Below are 20973 nucleotides of genomic sequence, written 5' to 3' on the forward strand. Positions count from 1 at the left end.
TCATTTCGACTGAAACAAAGTGAAACGGAGAAATCTTAAACCAAGATCAATTTAAATTTAAAAGCGAAAGCAGAGCTTAAAGCTTAAAGCTGACAGCTAAAAATTAAAACCCATGAGTAAGAAAAATATAGAGAAATTAAACCAAAAAATAGAAGAAGCTCATCTGGGTGGTGGTGAGAAGCGAATCGCAAAGCAACATGAAAAGAAAAAGCTCACTGCTAGAGAACGTATAGCTTATTTATTGGATGAAGGTTCTTTTGAAGAAATCGGGATTTTGGTAACTCATCGTACAACTGATTTTGGAATGGAAGATCAAAAGTTTTATGGCGATGGCGTAATCACCGGTTATGGTACGATCGATGGTCGTTTGGTTTATATTTTTGCTCAGGATTTTACGGTTTTTGGTGGTGCATTATCAGAAACTCATGCAGAAAAGATTTGCAAAGTCATGGATCTTGCGGTAAAAGTCGGGGTGCCAATGATTGGCTTAAATGACTCTGGTGGTGCGCGAATTCAGGAAGGAGTTAAATCTCTTGGCGGCTATGCTGATATTTTTCATAGAAATGTAAAAGCATCGGGTGTAATTCCGCAGATCTCAGCAATTATGGGACCTTGCGCTGGTGGTGCTGTTTATTCGCCCGCAATGACAGATTTTACGATTATGGTAGAAGATACCAGTTATATGTTTGTTACCGGTCCAAATGTGGTAAAAACCGTAACCAATGAAAATGTAAGTTCAGAAGAATTGGGTGGCGCTAGCACGCATTCTACAAAATCTGGCGTAACCCATTTAACAGCTACTAATGATATTAGTTGTTTAGAGGATATCAAAAAGCTGATAAGCTATATGCCTCAAAATAATACTGAGAATCCTGCAAAGTTAGCTTTTGAATCTCAAGATGAAATTCGAGAAAAACTGGAGCAAATTATTCCTGATAGTTCTAATAAGCCTTACGATATGCATTTGGTGATCGATGGAATTATTGATAAAGATTCATTCTTTGAGATACATAAAAATTACGCCGATAATATTATCGTTGGCTTTGCAAGATTGGGCGGTAGAAGTGTTGGTATTGTAGCCAATCAACCTATGAGTTTAGCTGGAGTTTTGGATGTAGACAGTTCTAAAAAAGCAGCCAGATTTACCCGTTTTTGCGATTGTTTTAATATTCCGCTTTTAGTTTTAGTCGATGTACCCGGATTTTTACCGGGAACCGATCAGGAATGGAATGGGATTATCCTGAATGGCGCTAAACTGCTCTATGCACTTAGTGAAGCGACCGTACCCAAAGTTACTGTGATTACCCGAAAAGCGTATGGAGGCGCCTACGATGTAATGAATAGTAAGCATATTGGTGCAGATATGAATTTTGCCTGGCCTAGTGCTGAAATTGCTGTGATGGGGGCGAAAGGAGCGAGTGAAATTATCTTCAGAAAAGAAATAAAAGAAGCTAATGATCCTGAAAAAAAATTAGCTGAAAAAGAAGCTGAATATTCCGAGAAGTTTGCAAATCCTTTTGAAGCGGCACAGCGCGGATTTATAGATGAAGTGATTATGCCTAAACACACTCGAAGAAAATTACTGAAAGCCTTCAGTATGCTGGAAAATAAAACAGTACTAAGACCAGATCGCAAACATGGGAATATTCCTTTGTAGATGTAGACACTAGATTTGAGATTTTAGATCGCTTCGCTGTTAGATTTTAGAAATTAGATTTTTAATTCTGAATTCAGGAAGCGAGATTATTAATTAAACAATTCCTTTTTTACACTAGACCGAAACATAAATTTGAGAATAAGTTTCTTTATCCCATCATTACGAAACGACTGTTTACTGTAAACTGTTAACCGTAAACTATGGTTTTCTTCAGTTTTTTCTTAAGTTTCCAAAAAATATAGATGAAATTCAATAAAATCGCTTGTGTCGATTATACAAAGATGAATAATGAAGCTATTGCTGAGCTTCAGCAATATTCTGAAGAAGAAGTTATCCACCCTGATGATTTCCCGGAAAGTAACGAGGAAATTTTAAAAAGAATTGGAGACGCAGAGGTGATTTTTGTTTCGTGGAAAACGCAGATCACCGAAGAAATTATAAAAGAATGTCCAAATCTGAAATATATTGGAATGTGCTGTAGTCTTTTTGACGATGCTTCAGCCAATGTTGCGGTAAATTATGCCCGCGAAAAAGGAATTACGGTAACCGGCATTTTTGATTATGGCGACCCCGGAGTGGCCGAATTTGTGATTTCAGAATTAATCATGCTTATTCACGGTTATGCAGGAAAGCAATGGCAGGAGATTCCGCAGGAACTTACCGATCGTAAAATAGGAATTATAGGCTTAGGTGTAACCGGACAATTATTGGCAGACTGTCTTTTGCCATTTGGTGCCGATTTGTATTATTACAGCAGAAGCAAAAAGCCTCAATATGAGCAGAAAGGACTTCAGTATCTAGAGTTAGAAGAACTTTTGGAAACCGTAGAGATCATTTCAATTCATTTGCCTAAAAACGTAGAGATACTTCAAAAGGAACATTTTGATACCTTCGGGGAAGGAAAAATACTAATAAATACTTCCCTCGGACTTCCTTTCGATTTAGATGCTTTTCGAGATTGGATAAAATCTTCTGGTAATTTTGGAATCTTTGATGGCGACGCCAAAAAAGATATGCCAGAAGATGTACGGCAAATGAAGAATGTGATCATTGGAAAGAAAAGTGCTGGGTGGACTCAAAAAACTCAAGAGCGATTATCAGAGAAAGTACTGAATAATTTTAAAGAATACCTTCAGGAATAAGGTGATCAGTTATAATGAACTCGTGTGACCCTGAAGATGATTCAGGGTTTTTCATTGGATTTTTTTTCGACTGATGATGAGATTTTGGAGTAAGTTCGGAATAGCGAGAATATTGTTTGCAATAATTTACGTTAAAGCATTAATGTAACTCTTGTTACAAGCAGTTTTCTTATTTTACGGTTTATTTGTACAAAATAAAATTATGAACTGCATTTTAGAACCCTGGCCGTGGTATGTTTCAGGACCACTAATTGCGCTCACAATGTTTTTACTGATTTTTATGGGACGCCAGTTTGGAATGTCTTCCAACTTGCGAACCTTATGCAGTATGTGTGGTGCCGATAAAAGAGCAGACTTTTTTAATTTCGACTGGAAATCCCAACAATGGAATTTACTTGTCTTGTTAGGTGCTATTATTGGTGGTTTTATCGCTAATTTTTATTTGAATGCAGAGAGCGCAAGTGTAGCAATTTCCGAAGAAACTATTCTAGATTTAAACAATCTTGGTTTTGAAAGTGCTGGCAACGCCTATTTACCAACTGAATTATTTTCTACCGCGGTTTTTTCTGAACCTAAGACTTTAGTACTGCTTTTAGTCGGTGGAATTTTAATTGGTTTCGGAGCGAGATATGCAGGTGGTTGTACTTCAGGACATGCCATTTCTGGCTTAAGTAACTTACAGTTGCCTTCGTTAATTGCGGTGATTGGCTTTTTTATTGGAGGTTTGGTTATGATTCATTTTATCTATCCTTTAATTTTTTAAAAAATGAAACAGTTAGCATATTTAGTGATAGGAATATTCTTCGGGATAGTGATGTTTAAGTCTGAAGCGGCATCATGGTTCAGAATCTACGAGATGTTTAAGTTTCAGTCGTTCCACATGTACGGTATTATTGGTTCTGCTTTAATTTTAGGCATTATCGGGATACAAATTATAAAACGCAAGAACTTGAAATCATTTTATGGTCAGCCAATTCGCTTTGTTCCGAAGGATAAAAGTTTTAGTCGCTATATGTTTGGCGGAATCATCTTTGGTTTAGGTTGGGGATTAGCAGGAGCATGTCCGGGACCCATTTATGTATTGCTGGGAGCAGGATATTTACCTATAATTGTGGTTTTTGCTGGTGCTATGTTAGGAACATTTTTGTACGGATTACTTCGGAAGAAATTACCACATTAGGAATTATACCAATATGATTTATCGCAGCAATTAGTTCCCTACAGCTAATTTGCTGTTTTTGTTTAGTTGAAATTTGAAGTTTTGAAGATGAATTTTTAATTGAAGATTTTACGGATTCTTCAACCAAACTTACAATTTATTTTTGCTCTTTTTCAGGATAAAAGTCGGGGAGGGTGATATGATATTTTACAGCCAGCAATCTTAAAATAATTACGGTTAGCGAGGTCACTAAGTAAGTAATATCAGTATTGATATTTTGATTGTCCATAATCACGAAAATGAGTCCGCCAACTAAACAGGCAGTGGCATAAATTTCTTCTTTTCTAAAAATCACGGGAATTTCGTTACATAATATATCCCGAATTACACCACCAAAAGCTCCTGTCATTCCGCCCAGCGCTATAGAAATTATAGGGTCAAGTTCATTCCGTATACCAATTTCCACTCCGGTTATGGTAAAAACGCCAAGACCTATCGTATCGAATAAAAATAAAGATCGTTTAAGGTGATTTAAGTAGTTTCTGAAAATCAGAGCCATAGCGGTAACACCACTAATTAAATAGATGTAAAAAGTATTTTCCATCCAGGTTACCGGGGTATTGCCAATTAAAACATCACGCAGAGTTCCTCCGCCAATGGCGGTTACAAAAGCAATAATAAAAATCCCAAAAAGATCTAGCCTACGATTCATCGCAGATAATGCTCCAGAAATAGCAAAAGCTGCCGTACCCAAAATATCTAGGATGTTAAATAGGCTCCACTCCATAATTGGCAAAGGTAATTTTATTGTTTTAAATTTGCAGAATAGAAGTAAGTAATTATAGATCAGTAAGACAGACCAATGTGATGTAATTATAGACGTATAGTAAATCTATATACGATTTGCCATAAGTTTTTAAATGAAGTTACTATTTTTACAATCTGAAATTAAGAATAAGAATTAATCAACATATGAGCGAGACTATCGAAAAAATCAAGTGTTTAATAATAGGATCTGGGCCTGCGGGATATACTGCAGCCATTTATGCAGCCAGAGCAGATTTAAAACCGATAATGTATACCGGTATGGAACCTGGTGGGCAATTAACAACAACTACCGAAGTTGATAATTTTCCGGGATACCCTGAGGGAATCGATGGTCCTGCTATGATGATGGATTTGCAAAAGCAAGCAGAACGCTTTGGTACCGAAGTTAGAATGGGAATGGTTACTGAAGTCGCTTTTAGTAAAGAAGTAGGAGGAATGCATAAAGCTTGTATCGATAACTCGAAGTGGGTAGAAGCCGAAACTATAATTATTTCTACCGGAGCTACAGCAAAATACTTAGGCTTGCCTAGTGAGCAGAAATTAAGAGGAGGCGGAGTTTCAGCCTGTGCTGTATGTGATGGATTTTTCTACAAAAATCAGGATGTTGCGATTGTTGGTGGCGGAGATACTGCTGCGGAAGAAGCAACTTATCTAGCTAATATTTGTAGAAAAGTGACCATGTTGGTGAGAAAAGACGAAATGAAAGCATCTAAAGCTATGCAACATCGTGTAAACAATACTAAAAACCTTGAAGTTCGTTATAATACTGAAGTAGACGAAGTAATAGGAGAGCAGGTTGTTGATGGTTTAAGAATGATAAACAATCAAACCGGGGAAAAAGAAGAAATCGAGATCACTGGTTTATTTATCGCAATTGGTCATAAACCAAATACAGATGTGTTTAAAGGACATTTGGATATGGACGAGACAGGATACTTGATTACTCAGGGGAAATCGACCAAAACAAATATTCCAGGAGTATTTGCTTCAGGAGATGTGCAGGATAAAGAATATCGACAAGCAATTACAGCTGCTGGTACCGGATGTATGGCTGCGATGGATGCTGAGCGTTATATCGCTGAAATTGAAACTACAGAAGAAGAGGAAAAAGAAGTTACTGCATAATAAGTAACTAATTGAAAATAAATAAAAAACGCCGGAAATTTTTCCGGCGTTTTTTATTTTATAGTATTTGACATTCGTTAAAATTCAGCCTTTTTTAAAACTGCTTCTCCTGCAAAGGTTTCTATTTCTATTTTTGGAGAATTAAAAATCGTGGTTTCACTACGATCTTTTGCAGTAATTGTTAGATTTTCGGTAACCGATATTTCATTTTTAGAGCGACCTTCAGCAATAACTTTTGCATTGGTAGCAGTAAGGTTTTCACCTTCAAAAGTACTGGTATGTTCTGTTCTTAATTGAAAATCTTCAACCGTACCTTCAACAGCAGCATCGGCGCGCTCATAACTATCTATTTTGAATGAAGATGAGTTTACAAGAGCTTTTATCTTGCTACTTCCATTCAACTGAAAATAAGCTTCTTTAGCCTTTACATTTAATTCCACAGTTGCATCTTCGCTATTGTTTAGTTTGAAATTAGAAAGCTCTACCGTTAAATAAAGTTTAGATTTTCCTGAAGTTTCAACTTCCAGATCAGAAAGTACTAGGCCCTTAGAAGCGTCTAATTCTGCATCTTCTTCAAGTTTAATTTTTGTAATCGTTTCAGGGAATTCAAGTTTAATTTCTTGTCGTTTAGAACGTTTTATTCTTTTAGCTGGTTTAATATAAAGCTTACCATCTACCACATCTGTACGAATAAGATCGTGTAGATTTTCATCGGCTTCAACTTCGGCTAAAGCTGAATTTCCACGAACTATAGTTACTTCGAAGTCGCCAGTGATATTAACTTCAGTAAAATTATCAAGATTTCTCTTCTTATTAATCACATTTCGATTCCCAACCACTTGGGCTTGCGCTGCTATACTTACAAATAATAGGAAAAGACTAAGACTTTTTTTCATAGTTAATTATTTAATTCAACTAGCATTTATCAAAAAGAACGCCACAAAATTGAATGTATTGGAAACTAAAGTACGAAATCTACTTTAACCAAAAATAAAGCCTCAACATTGAGGCTTTATTTTCTAATCTGGATGGTTATCTTCAAGCTCGTTTTCCTGATAATTACACTCGATTTTATTCGAAATATCAATGATTTTTTCTTTTTGTTTTGCCATCTCTATGTACGATGAAAGCGCAAAGAGAATAATACTGATGATGAAATTTAAAAGACTAATCATAATTGGTTGTTTTTTGATTGATGGTTAATTGAATTTAATTCATCTCTTCCTTGTCTGGAACCGGAGCATCGAAATCATCAGAAGTGTCGAATTCATCTTCCTTAAGCTCACTATCGTCATCAGAAAAGTTGTCGTCTTCATCTATATTTTCTTCAGTATCAAAAACATCTTCATCTTCAATAACTTCAACAGGACAATCTAAGCATATCGAATTGTTGTTTTCTACACGCAAGGTATAGCCTTCCTGTCCGTTTTGTAAAATATCGTAAGATGAATAACTATTTCTATGGTATTGTTCTGTATTAGCATCTACCATTAAAAAACTTTGCTCTGGCAGCCATAGCACAAGATCAATCTCCTGATCTCTGGCTTTTAGATCTTCTTTTACCAGAAAGTAGCTATCGAGGTAGAGCGTGTTTTTAGAAAATTCGAAATGATATTCGATGTTTTCGGCTCGCTTTTTAGCATCTAAAACACTACTACCTTCAGCAGATTTAATGATTTCTAATTTTGCAACAGAGTCTTTAGTAGATCGAATTACAAGACCAATATCCTCGTTATACAATACTTTATTGTCGTTCTCGTCATACTTCAATTCAAAGTCGTTAGAAGACCAACCAAAATTAGACGAATATTGCGTGTTGTTTCTCATTTCAACTATTAAGGTATCCTGCGCTTTAGTAGGAATCACATAAGTTTCCATCGCTTCTTCATCAAAAGCTCTACTGGTGGCTTCTTTTACACCAATTACGGCTAATCCTATCACTGAAAGAATCCATAAGCCCAGAAGCACCAATTTGGCTGTAACTCCAATAGATTTTAGGTTTTTGACTAAAATTTTTAATCCTAAAATAAATAGAAAGAACAAAGGAACACCAGCAGCAAAAAAGCTAAATATCGCACCTACCCAAATGGAAGTTCCTGAAATATGCATCATCAGTTCATCGTTCCAAGGTGCTTCTATAACACCGAATGTTCCAAAGGTAAACAGACTAATAAATAGAGCGATCAATCCAGAGCCGGCAGTTAACAATATCACGATGCCTACAAATGCTACGATAACTTTAAGTATTATATTAACTATAGATCCAAAAGCGGTTGCAGCTGTTCCTGCACCTGCTTTTGCTCGATTACCATATTTTTGATAGTCTACATTTTTTACTTTTTCTGAAACATTATCAAATCCTTCTCTGATTTTTTTTTCAATATTAGAAATAGTAACATCTTCACCACGCATCGAAAGTTTTTCGGCAGTAGTTTTAGCTTCCGGAGTAAAAATCCAGAAAGCGATATAGACAAATAGGAAAACACCACTTGAAGCTACTGTAAGTACCACCCAAATTAATCGAATCCAGATAGCTTCAATTTCTAAATAATGTCCTAAACCACTGCTTACGCCGCCTACATAACTATTTTCGGTGTCGCGGTATAATGCCTTATTAGACGTTTTTTTGCTTGATTTTGTATACGGTTGTTCTGGCTCGTCTTCAAAAATATCTTCATCGACCATGTAATCTTCAGGTTGCCCCATAATTGCGATTACTTCGTCTACATCTTTTAAGCTGATTACCTGACTTTTATTTGCTCTTTTTTCAGTAAAAAGTTCTGCAACCCGGGCTTCGATATCCATAATTATTTCGTCACGACCCTGCTTATCGGTAAATGATCGTTTGATGGCGTCCAGATAGTGCTGAAGTTTGTTAAAGGCATCCTCGTCGATGTGAAAGAACATGCCCGCAAGATTTATATTTATCGTCTTATTCATGATTTTTCTTTTTTTGAGTAGTTACAATGTTTACTGCGGTTTGCAGCTCATCCCAGGTCGAGGAAAGTTCGGTTAAGAACAGTCTGCCAGTTTCGGTTAATCCATAATATTTTCTTGGTGGTCCGCTAGTAGATTCTTCCCAACGATAGGAGAGTAAACCTGCATTTTTAAGTCGGGTTAATAAAGGATATATCGTTCCTTCAACCACCAGTAATTTGGCATCTTTTAAGGTGTCTAAGATTTCAGCTACGTAAGCATCTTCATCTCTTAAAACCGAAAGTATACAATACTCCAGTACACCTTTACGCATTTGTGCTTTGGTGTTCTCTATCTTCATAGCGCTTGATTTTGAATGTTGTTAAAATGTTCATTTTTTGATTGATGATTATGTGTGATAAAATTGATGACTAATTTACTTTTTGATAGACTACATCATTTAGGGTTATAAAGGCCTCATCGTCTATACTTTCGTATTGAATTGGAATTTTAATTTTTTTACCATTTTTAAAATATTCGATGGTGGGAATATTCTTAGTAGTGGTTTTGGTATAAACTATTAAATCTACTGAAGAGGAACTGGTCGTGGTTAAGGTTAGTTTGCCATTAATCGTTTCGCTGTTTTTCTTCAGAATTACTTTGTTGTTATTGAATACAATATTTTTTATTGCATTTTCTCCATCGTACAATTCCCAATTTCCGTCTAGTTTATAATTCTCGGTATCGGCAACTTCATTTTTAATTTTAACGCAAGAAATGTTTAAGAATAACATTAGTATTAGGCTGAAGCTTAGTAGTTTTTTCATGATGATTATTTTAATGGTTGGTTTTCGGTACTATCTTCTTTGATAAAATTGATGCATAGCGGAAACTTAAATTCTTTACCTTCACTAGCATTTTTTGCGGCGCTAATTACTGCATAGAGTTCAAAAACTATCAGTCCAAAAAGAAAGAAACCGCCGGTAATAAGCATGACTAGCAAAGGAAGAACCTGCTCATTATCTATCGTATCAATCCTAATATTGTATTCATTAAATTCTAAAAATTCTATTGGAATTCTGGCACCTAAAATAAGTATTGCAATAATGAGTAGGCATGCAATAACGAGATAATATAGGATTAAGCTTAGCTGAAAATTAACTGCGTTACGCCCATGATGATCTACAAATCTTTTCTCTTTGTTTACCAGCCAGATAATTAAAGGAAGGATAAAATTCCCAAAAGGAATAAATAATTTAGAGAAAACCGACAAGTGGATAATTGTGGAAAGTGTTTGATCTTGTTTTTTGATTGCTGATGATTCCATAATTGATTTTTTAATAAACCGGACTCAAAATTGATGGTTATTGATGCTTTTAAGTCCGGTTTTAATTTCCTGATGAAGGATAAATTTTGATTGATGTTTCTAAGTATTTGTATTTTAAAAGTACTATACCGATTAATTGCTAATACAAATATATGGTTAAAAGAAGGTATTTTGCAAAGCATAGTACTAAAATTTAACAAATAATTAAGATTGAAGCTCACGTATGCTTTTGGATTAAATTAGATATCTTTAGAAGAAATAATTACTATTATGAAGATAAGCCCAAAGAAGCTCAATCAATTTTTAATGCTGAAATTACCCAGCGCATGGCTATGTGGTGTAAGGGTTAAAGCTATTTCTGAAACTGATTGCAGTGTTGGAGTAACCCATAAGTGGATTAATCAAAATCCTTTTAGAAGTATGTATTTTGCCGTGCAAGCGATGGCAGCAGAATTAAGTACCGGTGCTTTAGTGATCGCAAAGATTAGAGCTCAAAAAGAACCAATATCGATGTTGGTGGCACAGAATAAATCGGTTTTTACTAAAAAGGCAACCGGAAAAATTCAATTTAAATGTGCTGATGGTGAATTAATCGATAAGGCAATTCAGGAAACTTTAAAGACAGGAGCAGGACAAACTTTTTGGATGAAATCTATAGGAACCAATGAAAATGGAGTTGAAGTATCTACTTTCGAATTCGAATGGACGGTTAAGCTGAAAACAAAAAAATAATTATTCTGATATAAAATGTTGTAACATTTTGCTCATTTTCACTTCTAATAAATACAACCGCTAAAACTTACAATATGAATGCGCACGAAATAGATTACGAAATTTTTGGAGAAGAAATGCAGTATGTAGAGCTAGAGTTAGATCCTCAGGAAGCTGCAATTGCTGAAGCTGGAAATTTCATGATGATGGATAATGGTATTAAAATGGATACCATATTTGGTGATGGCAGCAGTCAGGATGAAGGTTTTTTAGGAAAGGTTTTAGGTGCAGGTAAGCGATTGCTCACCGGCGAAAGTTTGTTTATGACTATTTTTTCTAATATAGGACAGGGGAAAAAGAAAATTAGTTTTGCTTCGCCATATCCAGGGAAGATTATTCCAATCGATCTTACACAATTTGGCGGTAAATTTATCTGTCAAAAAGATGCTTTTCTATGCGCTGCCAAAGGAGTTTCGATCGGTATTGAATTTAGCCGAAAACTGGGAAGAGGATTTTTTGGAGGAGAAGGTTTTATTATGCAAAAAGTAGAAGGCGACGGGATGGCATTTGTGCATGCCGGCGGAACAATGGCTAGAAAAGAATTGGCCATGGGCGAAACTTTAAAAGTTGATACCGGTTGTATTATTGGGTTTACACAAACTATAAATTACGATATAGAATTTGTAGGTGGCATTCGTAATACCATTTTTGGCGGCGAAGGATTATTTTTTGCGACCCTAACAGGACCCGGAGTGGTTTATATTCAGTCCTTGCCTTTTAGTCGATTAGCCAACAGAGTGTTACAAGCAGCGCCGCAGGCTGGGGGCAAAGATAAAGGTGAAGGAAACATCTTGGGAGGTTTAGGTGATATTATTAGCGGAGACAACAGATTTTAAATGTTAAAAAAATGTTTAATTATAAATGAAACATTGATTTTTAGTATATTTAAACATACAATTTATACAGCCTATAGAAAAAATTACATTTTCTTAATTAACTATGTATTTTTAAAATTGTCAAATTATGGCGAGAGCGATGTTTGATTACACCAAAATCATCTTAGATAAGGTGAGTTTTGATGCTAATTTATTCTGTAAAGAAGTTCAAAAAGCGATTTCGAGATTATTACCTCATGAAGTTGAGGAACTTAAAATTTGGTTGGAAGCACTTACAAAACAGAATCCAGAACTAAATCAATGCTTAATCTATTTAAATTCGTAAAATGATAAAAAATTAAAAAAGCGGCTTTTAGCCGCTTTTTCTTTTTTTAAGTAAGTATAACTTTAATATTGTATTTCTTTCTTTTTCTTTTGTTGTGTAGGACTTATAATTTCTACGTTTTGGAAGGCGATTGCGCCTTTCACTACAGATCCTATTACCTTGCGCATCGCATCGATAATTTGCATTTTTAGCTCGCTACGATTGTAAATCAAGCTGACTTCTCTAGCCGGTACGGGATCTTTAAACATTCGCAAATTACTCTTATCCTTATCTGGGAGATCCATAGTGTGTAGATAAGGCAACAACGTCATACCTAAGCCTTCGTTAGCTAATTTGATCAAGGTTTCAAAGCTTCCGCTTTGTAATCTAAAATGTTCAGCTTCTGTAGATTTTACCGTTTTACATAAATTAATAATGCCGTCTTTAAAGCAATGGCCGTCCTGCAATAAAAGAATATCATCGATATCTAAATCGCCTACATCAATTTTATGATCTTTATGTAATCGATGGCTTGGCGGAATATAACCTACAAAAGGCTCATAATATAAAACGTTCTCTTTAATGCCATCAATACTTAGCGGAGTAGCTGCAATTGCAGCATCAAGATGTCCTTCTTTAAGTTTTTCTATAATAGCTTCAGTATGTAATTCTTCAATTTGAAGCTTAACTTTTGGGTATTTTTTAATGAAGTTATTAATAAACATTGGTAGTAAAGTAGGCATTACCGTTGGGATTATTCCCAGCCTAAATGCACCACCAATAAATCCTTTTTGCTGATCTACAATATCCTGAATTCGATCACTTTCATTTACTATATTCCGAGCCTGAGTCACAATTTTCTTCCCAGTTTCAGTAAGCTCAATAGGTTTTTTGCTTCTATCAAAGATTAGAATATCTAACTCTTCTTCCAGTTTCTGTATTTGCATACTTAAAGTGGGCTGGGTAACAAATACCTTTTGAGCAGCTCTGGTGAAATTTTTATGTTCAGCAACGGCCAAAACGTAATGTAACTGTGTAATCGTCATAATCGAAATGAAATATTTTATACTAATAACTCGAGATTTTCAATCTCGAATGTCTTCTTACAAATATATTAGTTTTTTCTATTAGTAATCTATAAAAGCTAAAGTTTATCTATGACGAAATCCCATAACTAGTGCAAACTAATTATGGGAGGAGTTCTATCGTCGCGGTTTTTATAGTCGAATATTTAATTCTTTCTCCGTACCGTCGAAAGTGAATTTTCCTTCTTCCCAGGTTGGAGGGCCGTAGGGATTTAATTTATTATTAGAAATGCCATAATCTTCTTTTGGCATTCCGTTAGACTCAAAATCCATTTTATCATTATCATTTTTGTCATGGAAGCAAATCACAGCGTATTCGCCTTCAGGAACATCATCAAAAGTAATCATAGATTTGCCATCTTCGATCGTTGCACTTTTAGAGTAATTGGGCTTTTTCATAAAACTGTCTTTAGTGTAAATGGCGTACATGATCTTTCCATCATCGCTGGTTACGTTTAGAATTTCTACGGAAATAGATCCGGTTTTGGCTGTTTTACTTTCCTGAGCAGAAGAGATTCCTGTAATAAGTAATGCGAAAATAATTGCTAAAGTCTTCATATCTAATTGGTTTTATTTAATTGAACACAGTAAACTTACCTGAAATATGAAGCGCAGAATAAAACAGATGACCGAGTTGTAGAATTTCACTACTGAACTGTTTTTTCTTTTATTGAATAAGAGAATAAAACTTAAAGAGGGTTGAAAAGCTTGTAATATGAAGTTTTATCGAAGTCGACCAATATTCGAGGCATCGAAAATTAGAATTGAAAAGTTAAAGTTTAATTCTAATATTACAGACCTTGATCGTCAATTATATCTTTTAAAGGCATTTTGTAGTTTTCATAGCTGCTGTGCGTATCCAGAAAAGGTTCTATGGTAAAACTAAACGTACGATTCCCCTCAAAAACCCAGTAGTTTCCTTCTAGCTTGCCATCGTCGGTTTTTATATAATCCTTTAAAATATTATTTATTGTAAATTGATTCTTTTCTTTATTGTACCAGATTCCCAGAGGACGTAAATCTTCTTCCTGTGAATAGTTTAAAATCAAATGAGGTTGGATTTCATTTTTGATAGATTTTAAATCAAATTTTTTAGAAGGAAGAGTAGCCAATTCTTTGGACCATTTCGGTGTATTTTCTTGATAAGAAATAAGTTCTTCCCATTGTCTCAAAACGGTTATACTGTCTTCTTGTGATTGAATAACCGCAAATAGATCTTCTTGAATAATTTCTATGGTTTTCTTTTCAGGATTTATGGTAACGGTAGTTTTTTCAGCAGCAATCCGGCCATCTTCCCTTCCAAAAAAGGATGCCAATATGAAAAATAGAATTTTTATTTCTTCCATGCGACAAGATTATGGCTGTTCAGATTTCAGCTAATTTAAGATCTCTGACTTCTAATTAAAATTAATCAATTTTAGGTGGAATATTACTAATTTCAGTTTTATAATAATCTAGGAATTTTTAATTCCTTCCATACTAAAAAAGCCATTTTCGGCATTCAAAGTTGAAATTAGCATACAAATTTCTGTTGAACTGAATTTTTAAACTTCAAACGATCAAATGCAGTCTCTAAATCAAACCTCGCGCTTTAATCTCAAGATATTTATTGATGGTATTTACGCTTAATTCTTTGGGTTTTGTAAGTACGGTTTGGATACCATTTCGTTGAAGTTCTTTAGCCATTTTCACTTTATTCTGGCTAAATTCTTCAGCGATTCCCTGATGTGCGCTTTCGCTAAGATTTTCGGGGTAGGAGTGAAGCAATTTAGTGATTTCGGTATTTTCAAAGAAAACAACCACTAAAACATGGCGTTTATTTATCGCTTTTAAATATGGTAGTTGTCGTTCTAAGGCCGATGGATGCTCAAAATTAGTGTAGAGCATTAATAAGCTGCGATGCGTAATAAACCGATTAATACCGGCGTATAAACTTCCAAAATCAGATTCCTTAAAATCGGTATTCACATTATAAAGACTTTCCATAATGCGCTGCAACTGACTCATCCTCGAGGAATCTTTCAGTATTTTTTCAACTTTAGAAGAGAAACTAATTAATCCCGTTTTATCTTTCTTCCGTAGGGCTATATTCGAAAAAGCCAGACTACTATTAATCGCATAATCTAGCAAACTAAGACCTTCAAAAGGCATTTTCATCACTCTACCGGTATCGATTACTGAATAAACCGGCTGCGCTTTTTCATCTTGAAATTGATTAACCATCAAATTTCGATGTTTCGCGGTGGCTTTCCAATTTATAGTTCTTACATCGTCTCCATTAACATATTCCTTAATCTGCTCGAACTCCATCGTATGCCCAAGTCGGCGTATTTTTTTGAGTCCGGATTGCGAAATTCTATTATCAATCGCCAGGAAATCAAGCTTCTTCATCTGAATAAACGACGGATAAACTTTCACCATTTGTTCAGCATCAAAAACCTGTCTGATTTTGGCTAATTTCAGAATGGTTTGTGCGTAGATATTTAGTTTTCCGAAGATATATTCGCCACGCGCTAAAGGGGTAACTTCATGTTCAAATTCGAAGTTTTTAGTAGGTTTTACTTCGGAAGTATATAAAAAATCTCTTTTTTGAAACTGAATTGGAAGCTCGTCAATAACTTCAGCAAAAACCTTAAAAGAATACGCATTTTTAATCTGAATTTTAATTGAATTCGCATCAGAATTACTGAATTTCTCTGGTAAAATTCGTTTTGCAGTTAAACCCTTTCCTTGAAATAAAGCTATAATATCAAATAATAAAGCAATGCTTAAAATTACAAATATCACCCAAATGACCGGATAGATCGCAGGAATCCAAAACGAAAATAGTAAAAGTACGGCAATCGCAGCAATCGCGTAAAAGAAACGCTTTGTTAAGTATAAGGATTTAAGAAATTTAATCACTATCGCGGAATTTCTACAGATTGGCTAATCATTTGAATCACATCTTTGGTTTTCATGCCTTCCATCTCACGATCTGGCGAAAGGATAATACGATGTCCTAAAACTGGATTTAGTGATTTCTTAATATCTTCCGGAATTACAAAATCACGTCCATTAATGGCTGCGAAAGCTTTAGCTGCATTCATAATCGCAATCGAAGCTCTTGGTGAAGCACCTAAATAGAGATGCGCATGCTGGCGCGTTTTACTTACAATCTCGGCAATATAATGCAATAGCTTTTCTTCAATTTTAATATCGAAAATCTGCATTTTCAATTCCTTTAATTTTTCAGGAGAAAGAATAGGGGTGATGCTGCTTTCCGGCTTTTGGCCTTTTCTTCCGTTGTGACCTTTAAGAATTTCAATTTCTTCTTCTAATTTTGGATAATCGACTTCAATTTTAAAAAGAAAACGATCCAATTGTGCTTCCGGTAGTGCATAGGTTCCTTCTTGTTCTACCGGATTTTGCGTAGCCAAAACCATAAAAGGATCTTGCAAAGAATGGCAGGCTCCATCGATAGTTACCTGGCGTTCTTCCATTACTTCAAATAACGCAGCCTGTGTTTTTGCAGGGGCACGGTTAATCTCATCGATAAGCACGATATTAGAAAAAACGGGACCTGGTTTAAATTCGAAATTAGAGCTTTGCATATTTAACACCGAAGTTCCCAAAACATCACTCGGCATCAAATCTGGTGTAAACTGAATTCTACTAAAATCGGTTTGCAGGCATTTCGCAAAAAGTTTTGCTGTTATCGTTTTAGCAACACCGGGAACACCTTCTATCAAAACGTGGCCATTAGAAAGTAAACCTACAATAAGCAATTCTACAAATTCGGTTTGGCCTACGATAATTTGCGAAAGCTGAGATTTTAAATCTTCGACTGAATTTTTTAAGTCTTCCAGCGGAATTCGATTATCAAAATTCAGTTCGTTAGTTGCTTCGTTTTCTGGTTGTATATTTTGTTCTTCCATTGGGTTTCTATTTTTCTTCTTTCGAAGTTATATTTTCAGTTGATTTTATAGAAAATCAAACGATATTTTTGGTTTTTCTGGCGTTCGCATATTTAAATTTATGAATGCCTTTACTTATATTTTCGTAATCCTGTGCTGTAGCTTTCTTATTTTCTACCGCCTCTATATTTTCAAATAATTCCTTTATAAAATCTATAGAATTTTCTGTTTTATCAGCTAAAATTGGATAAAATTCATCTCCTTTTTTATCGGGATCGAGCTTCATTTCTGTACGAATATATTCTTTAAAATGCTGAATACGCTTTTTAGTCAATTCGTCTACTTGTTTCTTTTCAAGGTAAAGATCGGCAATAGTTTGTGTGTATTCGTACGACTGATTTTTTAGAGGTTTTACCACCGGGATTGCGCGTTGTTTCCGCTTTCCTTCAAAAATAATAAATAGCACCGATGCAATGATCATAAGATAATATGCCCATTTGAATGGCTTGTTTTGCATGATGATATACAACAGACTTGTAGGTTGGGCTTTACCGGTTTTGTAATAATTATCCCAGTAAATTGGCTGATCTTGATCGATATAAGCTAATACATTTTCAGCATACTTAAAATTGTTATTTTTCAGCATAAAATAGTTACCGAAAGCTTCTGGAGTGCTATGCAAGACGATCTTTCCTTCGCCAAATTCATTTTCAATAAAATTTATTTGCGGTTCACTTATCGTATCATCATCATATTTTACCGTTCCTAAAATGGTCGTTTTTAACGTATCTATTTTGCTGAAGTAAATAGAACTAAACTCATGCGGAACTTCAAACGGCCCATCCTGGCTAAAATTTGGATTTACCAGATCTAATTCGGTTTTGGGAATAAAACTGATTTCATTTTCAATCTTCTTGTTATATGGTTTTGTTTCTAAATTTAGTGTATCTAAAAAATGCTCCCCAAAAACATCTGAAGCTATAAAAGCGGTATTTCCTTTTTCAACCCAATTCAGCAATTTATTTAATTCATCTTCATCAAAATTCACATAATTATTTAAAAAGAAATAGGTGCCATTTTCGATACTCGCACTATCGCTTAAATACTCGAAAGGAGGGATGTTAATCTCTTTAAAATTATCAGTATTGCTGGCTTTCCAGTTTTCATAAAAAACATAGGTTCCTAATGGAATTTTATCCTGTTTGGCGTAGCTGGGATACCAGTTTATAGGAGTAGGCTCGATAGCTTCCAGATAGGTTAGGAATGCTATTAGGAGTATAAAAACACCAAGCGCAATTTTATAAAATCTACTCATTCTTGGTGTTTTTGATATTGGTATTTAATTCTGAAAATCCTTTCTCTGCCAATAGAAAGTCATCCTTAGAAACCCGAAAATCGCCGTACCAGATAAAGTTGTAAATGCGAGTAACTTTTTTAAAAATGCTGTTTAATTGCGTATTATTTATTTCTGAAATATAATCGTCGTTGGTCTTTTGAGCTTCAAAATCGATAAAGTTCTTAAGATCTAATTCTTTTAACGCCTGTAGATAATAGTAACGAACAGCCAAGCGATATTGGCCATTTTCAATAGCTTCTTTTATTAAAGCGGGAATATCTGCATTCTGGATAATTTCTTCTTCATCGTCCAGGTAAACCTTTGCTGTTTGTGATTCCTGTAAAATATTCTTGCCGGGATTCATTCTGGTAAATAGCCAGATCACCAGAATAATTATACCGATTAAAAGGATATAAGGAATTATTTTTATAATAAAGCCAAAGAAGCTACCAGCATCATAATCGCCAAATAACCAATTTAGTAATTGTTGATATTTTTGATTGATCCACTCTTTAAATTGCTGCCACCAGTTTTTATGCTGTTCTTCTTCTAAGTAATTAAAATCTTCGTTTTGTTTAAGATTTTTAATAGTGGTTTCTTCAAATTGAAGCGGACTAAGATTGCTATTTTCATCATAGCGTACCTCTTGTAGTTCCGCTTTATTTTCAGCAATAGAATCCTGCTGTGAAAACGCGAAATTGAAATTCAGCAATAAAAGAAAATAGATTAATATTCTCATTCTTGATCGTTACCAAGCTTATCGATACTTTCAAAAGTACCAGTGAAGTTTTTCTCTTCGTGTAAATTAAAATACACAAGACTCATAAATAGAGGCGTAATAATATATAATATGTATTGTGCTATCGAAGCCAATATGGATAATATCATCATAATAGGATCTTTGTTTTCCATATTTTCGGCAATTGTTTCTACGCCCGCATCTATCCCCGAGATCATATTTACAAGCATATAAACTATTAGCGGAAGTTGGAAAACCACATTTATCACGTACATAATTATCCCAAAGACTATGAGCAAACCAAAGGTTATCCACCAATTATCTTTTATAAGCTTAAAGCAAGAAGATATGGTATCACCAACACTTTTTTGCTCAAAAACTAAAATCGGTAAAGCAACAGTAAAGACAACGCCCAAATATATACTTGGTATAATTAAGAAAATAAATGCGATAAAGATAAGCATCGCAACAATCAAATTAATTGCTAAACCGCTGCCTAAATCATTTTTGAGTCCGTTTTTGACATCCTCCTCGCTTACAATTCCGTTATTCGCAATATATGATTTTACATAGTTGAACACGCTTAGATAAAGTGCGGTGATATAGACAAAAAGAGCGAGCATGTTTATGAGCGCCGGGATTAGAAATCCTGTTAAATTTGTATAACCTTCAAAGCCAATGCCAATGGTCATATATGTATAGTAGGCATTAGTCAGGATTAGTGCTACCAAAAACGGAGCACAGACTTTTAAATTTATACTGAAAAAGTTTTTTGCGTTTTCCCGTATAAACTTAAAAGTATCACTTAACAGATCTCCAAAATCTCTTGTTTTTCTAAATCTGAAAACATTATTTTCCATCAACAACTTTTTTGTGCAAGCGATGTGGCAATATTACATAGTACCACACGATTAATATTAACGATAAACTTATAATTAAAATAGCCAGCGCATCTGGCATTTCTGTATGTCTTGTTACAAATCCTTCTAAAAATCCTGCAATAATAAAAAAAGGAACGGTAGAAATGATGATTTTTAATCCGTCTTTAATACCGGTTACAAAAGAATGCAATCGGCTGTAAGTTTTTGGGAATAAAATACTTTTCCCCACAACCAAACCGGCGCATGCTGCAATAATTATTACTGAAATTTCTATAGTACCGTGTATCCAAATGGTTCTTGCCGATTCCCAAAGTAAGCCTTTATCGTAAAAGAAATACTGAAATGAACCTAACATGATTGCATTTTGCATGATTATTACCAACGTTCCTAAACCGCCAAGAACGCCAAGGGTAAAAGCCATTAAGCCAACCCTAACATTATTTATGGTGATCCCCAAAAACATATCTGTTTCTGATGCTTGCTTGTAAACAGCCATGGGATCGTTATTCTCGATATTATTTAACGTAGCGTTTACATAAGCATCGCCTAAGACAGCACGTACAAAATTAGCATCGCTTGCCGCAGAAAAAGCACCAATTGTGGCAAATATGGCAAATACCAAAAAGCTGAATAAAAGCTGTTTTTGATATTGGTAGAAAAATAACGGAAACTCTTTCGTATAAAATAAAAGAAACTTATTCTTCGATTCCGTTTTATTTTTATAGATCATACGATGCGCAGAGGATGCAAGATCATTAAGGTAGCGAGCAGTATTACTTCCTGTATAAAAAGTATTGGCGTAGCTTAAGTGATCTGTAATTTCTACATAGGCAGCAGAAAGCTGATCCGGAGAAATATTAGTATTATTTTTCAGGAGACTTTCAAACTTGAGCCATTTATCTTTATTTTGCTTCACAAAAGCAGCCTCGCGCATATTCAGGATTAAATTAGATCCTCAAAGAAACATATTT

Annotated in this window: 24 protein-coding genes; 8 read left to right on the top strand and 16 right to left on the bottom strand. The window is 34.8% G+C overall.

Annotation, left to right across the window (positions count from 1 at the left end; translation table 11 throughout):
- The first annotated feature begins 112 nt into the window (after positions 1 to 112).
- From QWY91_RS02595 to QWY91_RS02610, 4 genes are all read left to right on the top strand, one after another.
- Positions 113 to 1657 carry an acyl-CoA carboxylase subunit beta gene (locus QWY91_RS02595; RefSeq protein WP_290231418.1) on the top strand — a complete coding sequence of 515 codons (1545 nt, stop codon included), beginning with the start codon at positions 113 to 115 and terminating at the stop codon, positions 1655 to 1657.
- Positions 1658 to 1899: 242 nt separating this feature from the next.
- Positions 1900 to 2799: an NAD(P)-dependent oxidoreductase gene (locus tag QWY91_RS02600; RefSeq protein ID WP_290231420.1), complete on the top strand. Its 900-nt coding sequence runs from the start codon at positions 1900 to 1902 to the stop codon at positions 2797 to 2799.
- Positions 2800 to 3001: 202 nt separating this feature from the next.
- Positions 3002 to 3562 carry a YeeE/YedE family protein gene (locus QWY91_RS02605; protein WP_290231422.1) on the top strand — a complete coding sequence of 187 codons (561 nt, stop codon included), beginning with the start codon at positions 3002 to 3004 and terminating at the stop codon, positions 3560 to 3562.
- 3 nt (positions 3563 to 3565) lie between these two features.
- The gene (locus tag QWY91_RS02610; protein ID WP_290231424.1) at positions 3566 to 3979 is read left to right on the top strand and encodes a YeeE/YedE family protein; all 414 of its coding nucleotides are present in this window, start codon (positions 3566 to 3568) and stop codon (positions 3977 to 3979) included.
- Between the two features lie 136 nt (positions 3980 to 4115).
- Here QWY91_RS02610 and QWY91_RS02615 read toward each other — a convergent pair whose 3' ends face one another.
- Positions 4116 to 4745, bottom strand: coding sequence for a trimeric intracellular cation channel family protein (locus QWY91_RS02615; protein ID WP_290231426.1), 630 nt, complete (start codon positions 4743 to 4745; stop codon positions 4116 to 4118).
- A gap of 185 nt (positions 4746 to 4930) precedes the next feature.
- Between QWY91_RS02615 and trxB the strand changes: the two genes are divergently transcribed.
- Positions 4931 to 5911, top strand: coding sequence for a thioredoxin-disulfide reductase (gene trxB, locus QWY91_RS02620; protein ID WP_290231428.1), 981 nt, complete (start codon positions 4931 to 4933; stop codon positions 5909 to 5911).
- 77 nt (positions 5912 to 5988) lie between these two features.
- Here the strand turns inward: trxB and QWY91_RS02625 are convergent, their stop codons facing one another.
- The 6 genes from QWY91_RS02625 to QWY91_RS02650 form a co-directional block, all read right to left on the bottom strand.
- Complete coding sequence (locus QWY91_RS02625) at positions 5989 to 6807, bottom strand: GIN domain-containing protein (RefSeq protein ID WP_290231430.1); 819 nt, start codon at positions 6805 to 6807, stop codon at positions 5989 to 5991.
- 123 nt (positions 6808 to 6930) lie between these two features.
- Positions 6931 to 7086 carry a hypothetical protein gene (locus tag QWY91_RS02630; RefSeq protein WP_290231432.1) on the bottom strand — a complete coding sequence of 52 codons (156 nt, stop codon included), beginning with the start codon at positions 7084 to 7086 and terminating at the stop codon, positions 6931 to 6933.
- 34 nt (positions 7087 to 7120) lie between these two features.
- Positions 7121 to 8851 (bottom strand): PspC domain-containing protein, encoded by a 1731-nt coding sequence (locus QWY91_RS02635; protein WP_290231434.1) that lies wholly within the window; start codon positions 8849 to 8851, stop codon positions 7121 to 7123.
- The gene (locus QWY91_RS02640; RefSeq protein WP_290231436.1) at positions 8844 to 9188 is read right to left on the bottom strand and encodes a PadR family transcriptional regulator; all 345 of its coding nucleotides are present in this window, start codon (positions 9186 to 9188) and stop codon (positions 8844 to 8846) included. The genes QWY91_RS02635 and QWY91_RS02640 overlap by 8 nt, the downstream gene beginning before the upstream one ends.
- A gap of 70 nt (positions 9189 to 9258) precedes the next feature.
- Positions 9259 to 9654, bottom strand: a complete 396-nt coding sequence (locus QWY91_RS02645; protein ID WP_290231438.1) for a hypothetical protein — start codon at positions 9652 to 9654, stop codon at positions 9259 to 9261.
- Positions 9655 to 9659: 5 nt separating this feature from the next.
- Complete coding sequence (locus tag QWY91_RS02650; protein ID WP_290231440.1) at positions 9660 to 10154, bottom strand: DUF4870 domain-containing protein; 495 nt, start codon at positions 10152 to 10154, stop codon at positions 9660 to 9662.
- 270 nt (positions 10155 to 10424) lie between these two features.
- On the opposite strand from QWY91_RS02650, the gene QWY91_RS02655 reads away from it, so the two are divergent.
- From QWY91_RS02655 to QWY91_RS02665, 3 genes are all read left to right on the top strand, one after another.
- Positions 10425 to 10886 carry a DUF4442 domain-containing protein gene (locus tag QWY91_RS02655; protein ID WP_290231442.1) on the top strand — a complete coding sequence of 154 codons (462 nt, stop codon included), beginning with the start codon at positions 10425 to 10427 and terminating at the stop codon, positions 10884 to 10886.
- Between the two features lie 74 nt (positions 10887 to 10960).
- Positions 10961 to 11761: a TIGR00266 family protein gene (locus QWY91_RS02660; RefSeq protein ID WP_290231444.1), complete on the top strand. Its 801-nt coding sequence runs from the start codon at positions 10961 to 10963 to the stop codon at positions 11759 to 11761.
- A 127-nt stretch (positions 11762 to 11888) separates the two neighbouring features.
- A complete protein-coding gene (locus QWY91_RS02665) occupies positions 11889 to 12086 on the top strand; it encodes a hypothetical protein (protein WP_290231446.1) in 198 nt (65 codons plus the stop codon).
- 62 nt (positions 12087 to 12148) lie between these two features.
- Here the strand turns inward: QWY91_RS02665 and QWY91_RS02670 are convergent, their stop codons facing one another.
- The 9 genes from QWY91_RS02670 to QWY91_RS02710 form a co-directional block, all read right to left on the bottom strand.
- Positions 12149 to 13111: a LysR family transcriptional regulator gene (locus QWY91_RS02670; protein WP_290231448.1), complete on the bottom strand. Its 963-nt coding sequence runs from the start codon at positions 13109 to 13111 to the stop codon at positions 12149 to 12151.
- A 171-nt stretch (positions 13112 to 13282) separates the two neighbouring features.
- On the bottom strand, positions 13283 to 13708 hold the full coding sequence (locus QWY91_RS02675; protein WP_290231450.1) for a DUF2141 domain-containing protein: 426 nt from the start codon (positions 13706 to 13708) through the stop codon (positions 13283 to 13285).
- A 233-nt stretch (positions 13709 to 13941) separates the two neighbouring features.
- Entirely contained in the window at positions 13942 to 14496 is a 555-nt protein-coding gene (locus QWY91_RS02680; RefSeq protein ID WP_290231452.1) for a hypothetical protein, read from the bottom strand.
- Positions 14497 to 14722: 226 nt separating this feature from the next.
- Positions 14723 to 16051: a DUF58 domain-containing protein gene (locus tag QWY91_RS02685; RefSeq protein WP_290237052.1), complete on the bottom strand. Its 1329-nt coding sequence runs from the start codon at positions 16049 to 16051 to the stop codon at positions 14723 to 14725.
- A 2-nt stretch (positions 16052 to 16053) separates the two neighbouring features.
- The gene (locus QWY91_RS02690; RefSeq protein WP_290231455.1) at positions 16054 to 17067 is read right to left on the bottom strand and encodes an AAA family ATPase; all 1014 of its coding nucleotides are present in this window, start codon (positions 17065 to 17067) and stop codon (positions 16054 to 16056) included.
- 55 nt (positions 17068 to 17122) lie between these two features.
- Positions 17123 to 18361 carry a DUF4350 domain-containing protein gene (locus QWY91_RS02695; protein WP_290231456.1) on the bottom strand — a complete coding sequence of 413 codons (1239 nt, stop codon included), beginning with the start codon at positions 18359 to 18361 and terminating at the stop codon, positions 17123 to 17125.
- On the bottom strand, positions 18354 to 19121 hold the full coding sequence (locus tag QWY91_RS02700; protein ID WP_290231458.1) for a DUF4129 domain-containing protein: 768 nt from the start codon (positions 19119 to 19121) through the stop codon (positions 18354 to 18356). Before QWY91_RS02700 ends, QWY91_RS02695 begins: the two co-directional genes overlap by 8 nt.
- A complete protein-coding gene (locus tag QWY91_RS02705; RefSeq protein ID WP_290231460.1) occupies positions 19118 to 19981 on the bottom strand; it encodes a hypothetical protein in 864 nt (287 codons plus the stop codon). The genes QWY91_RS02700 and QWY91_RS02705 overlap by 4 nt, the downstream gene beginning before the upstream one ends.
- Positions 19971 to 20936, bottom strand: coding sequence for a stage II sporulation protein M (locus QWY91_RS02710; protein WP_290231461.1), 966 nt, complete (start codon positions 20934 to 20936; stop codon positions 19971 to 19973). Before QWY91_RS02710 ends, QWY91_RS02705 begins: the two co-directional genes overlap by 11 nt.
- Positions 20937 to 20973: the final 37 nt, after the last annotated feature.

It is taken from the genome of Zunongwangia endophytica (assembly GCF_030409505.1).
GTDB classification, from domain to species: domain Bacteria; phylum Bacteroidota; class Bacteroidia; order Flavobacteriales; family Flavobacteriaceae; genus Zunongwangia; species Zunongwangia endophytica.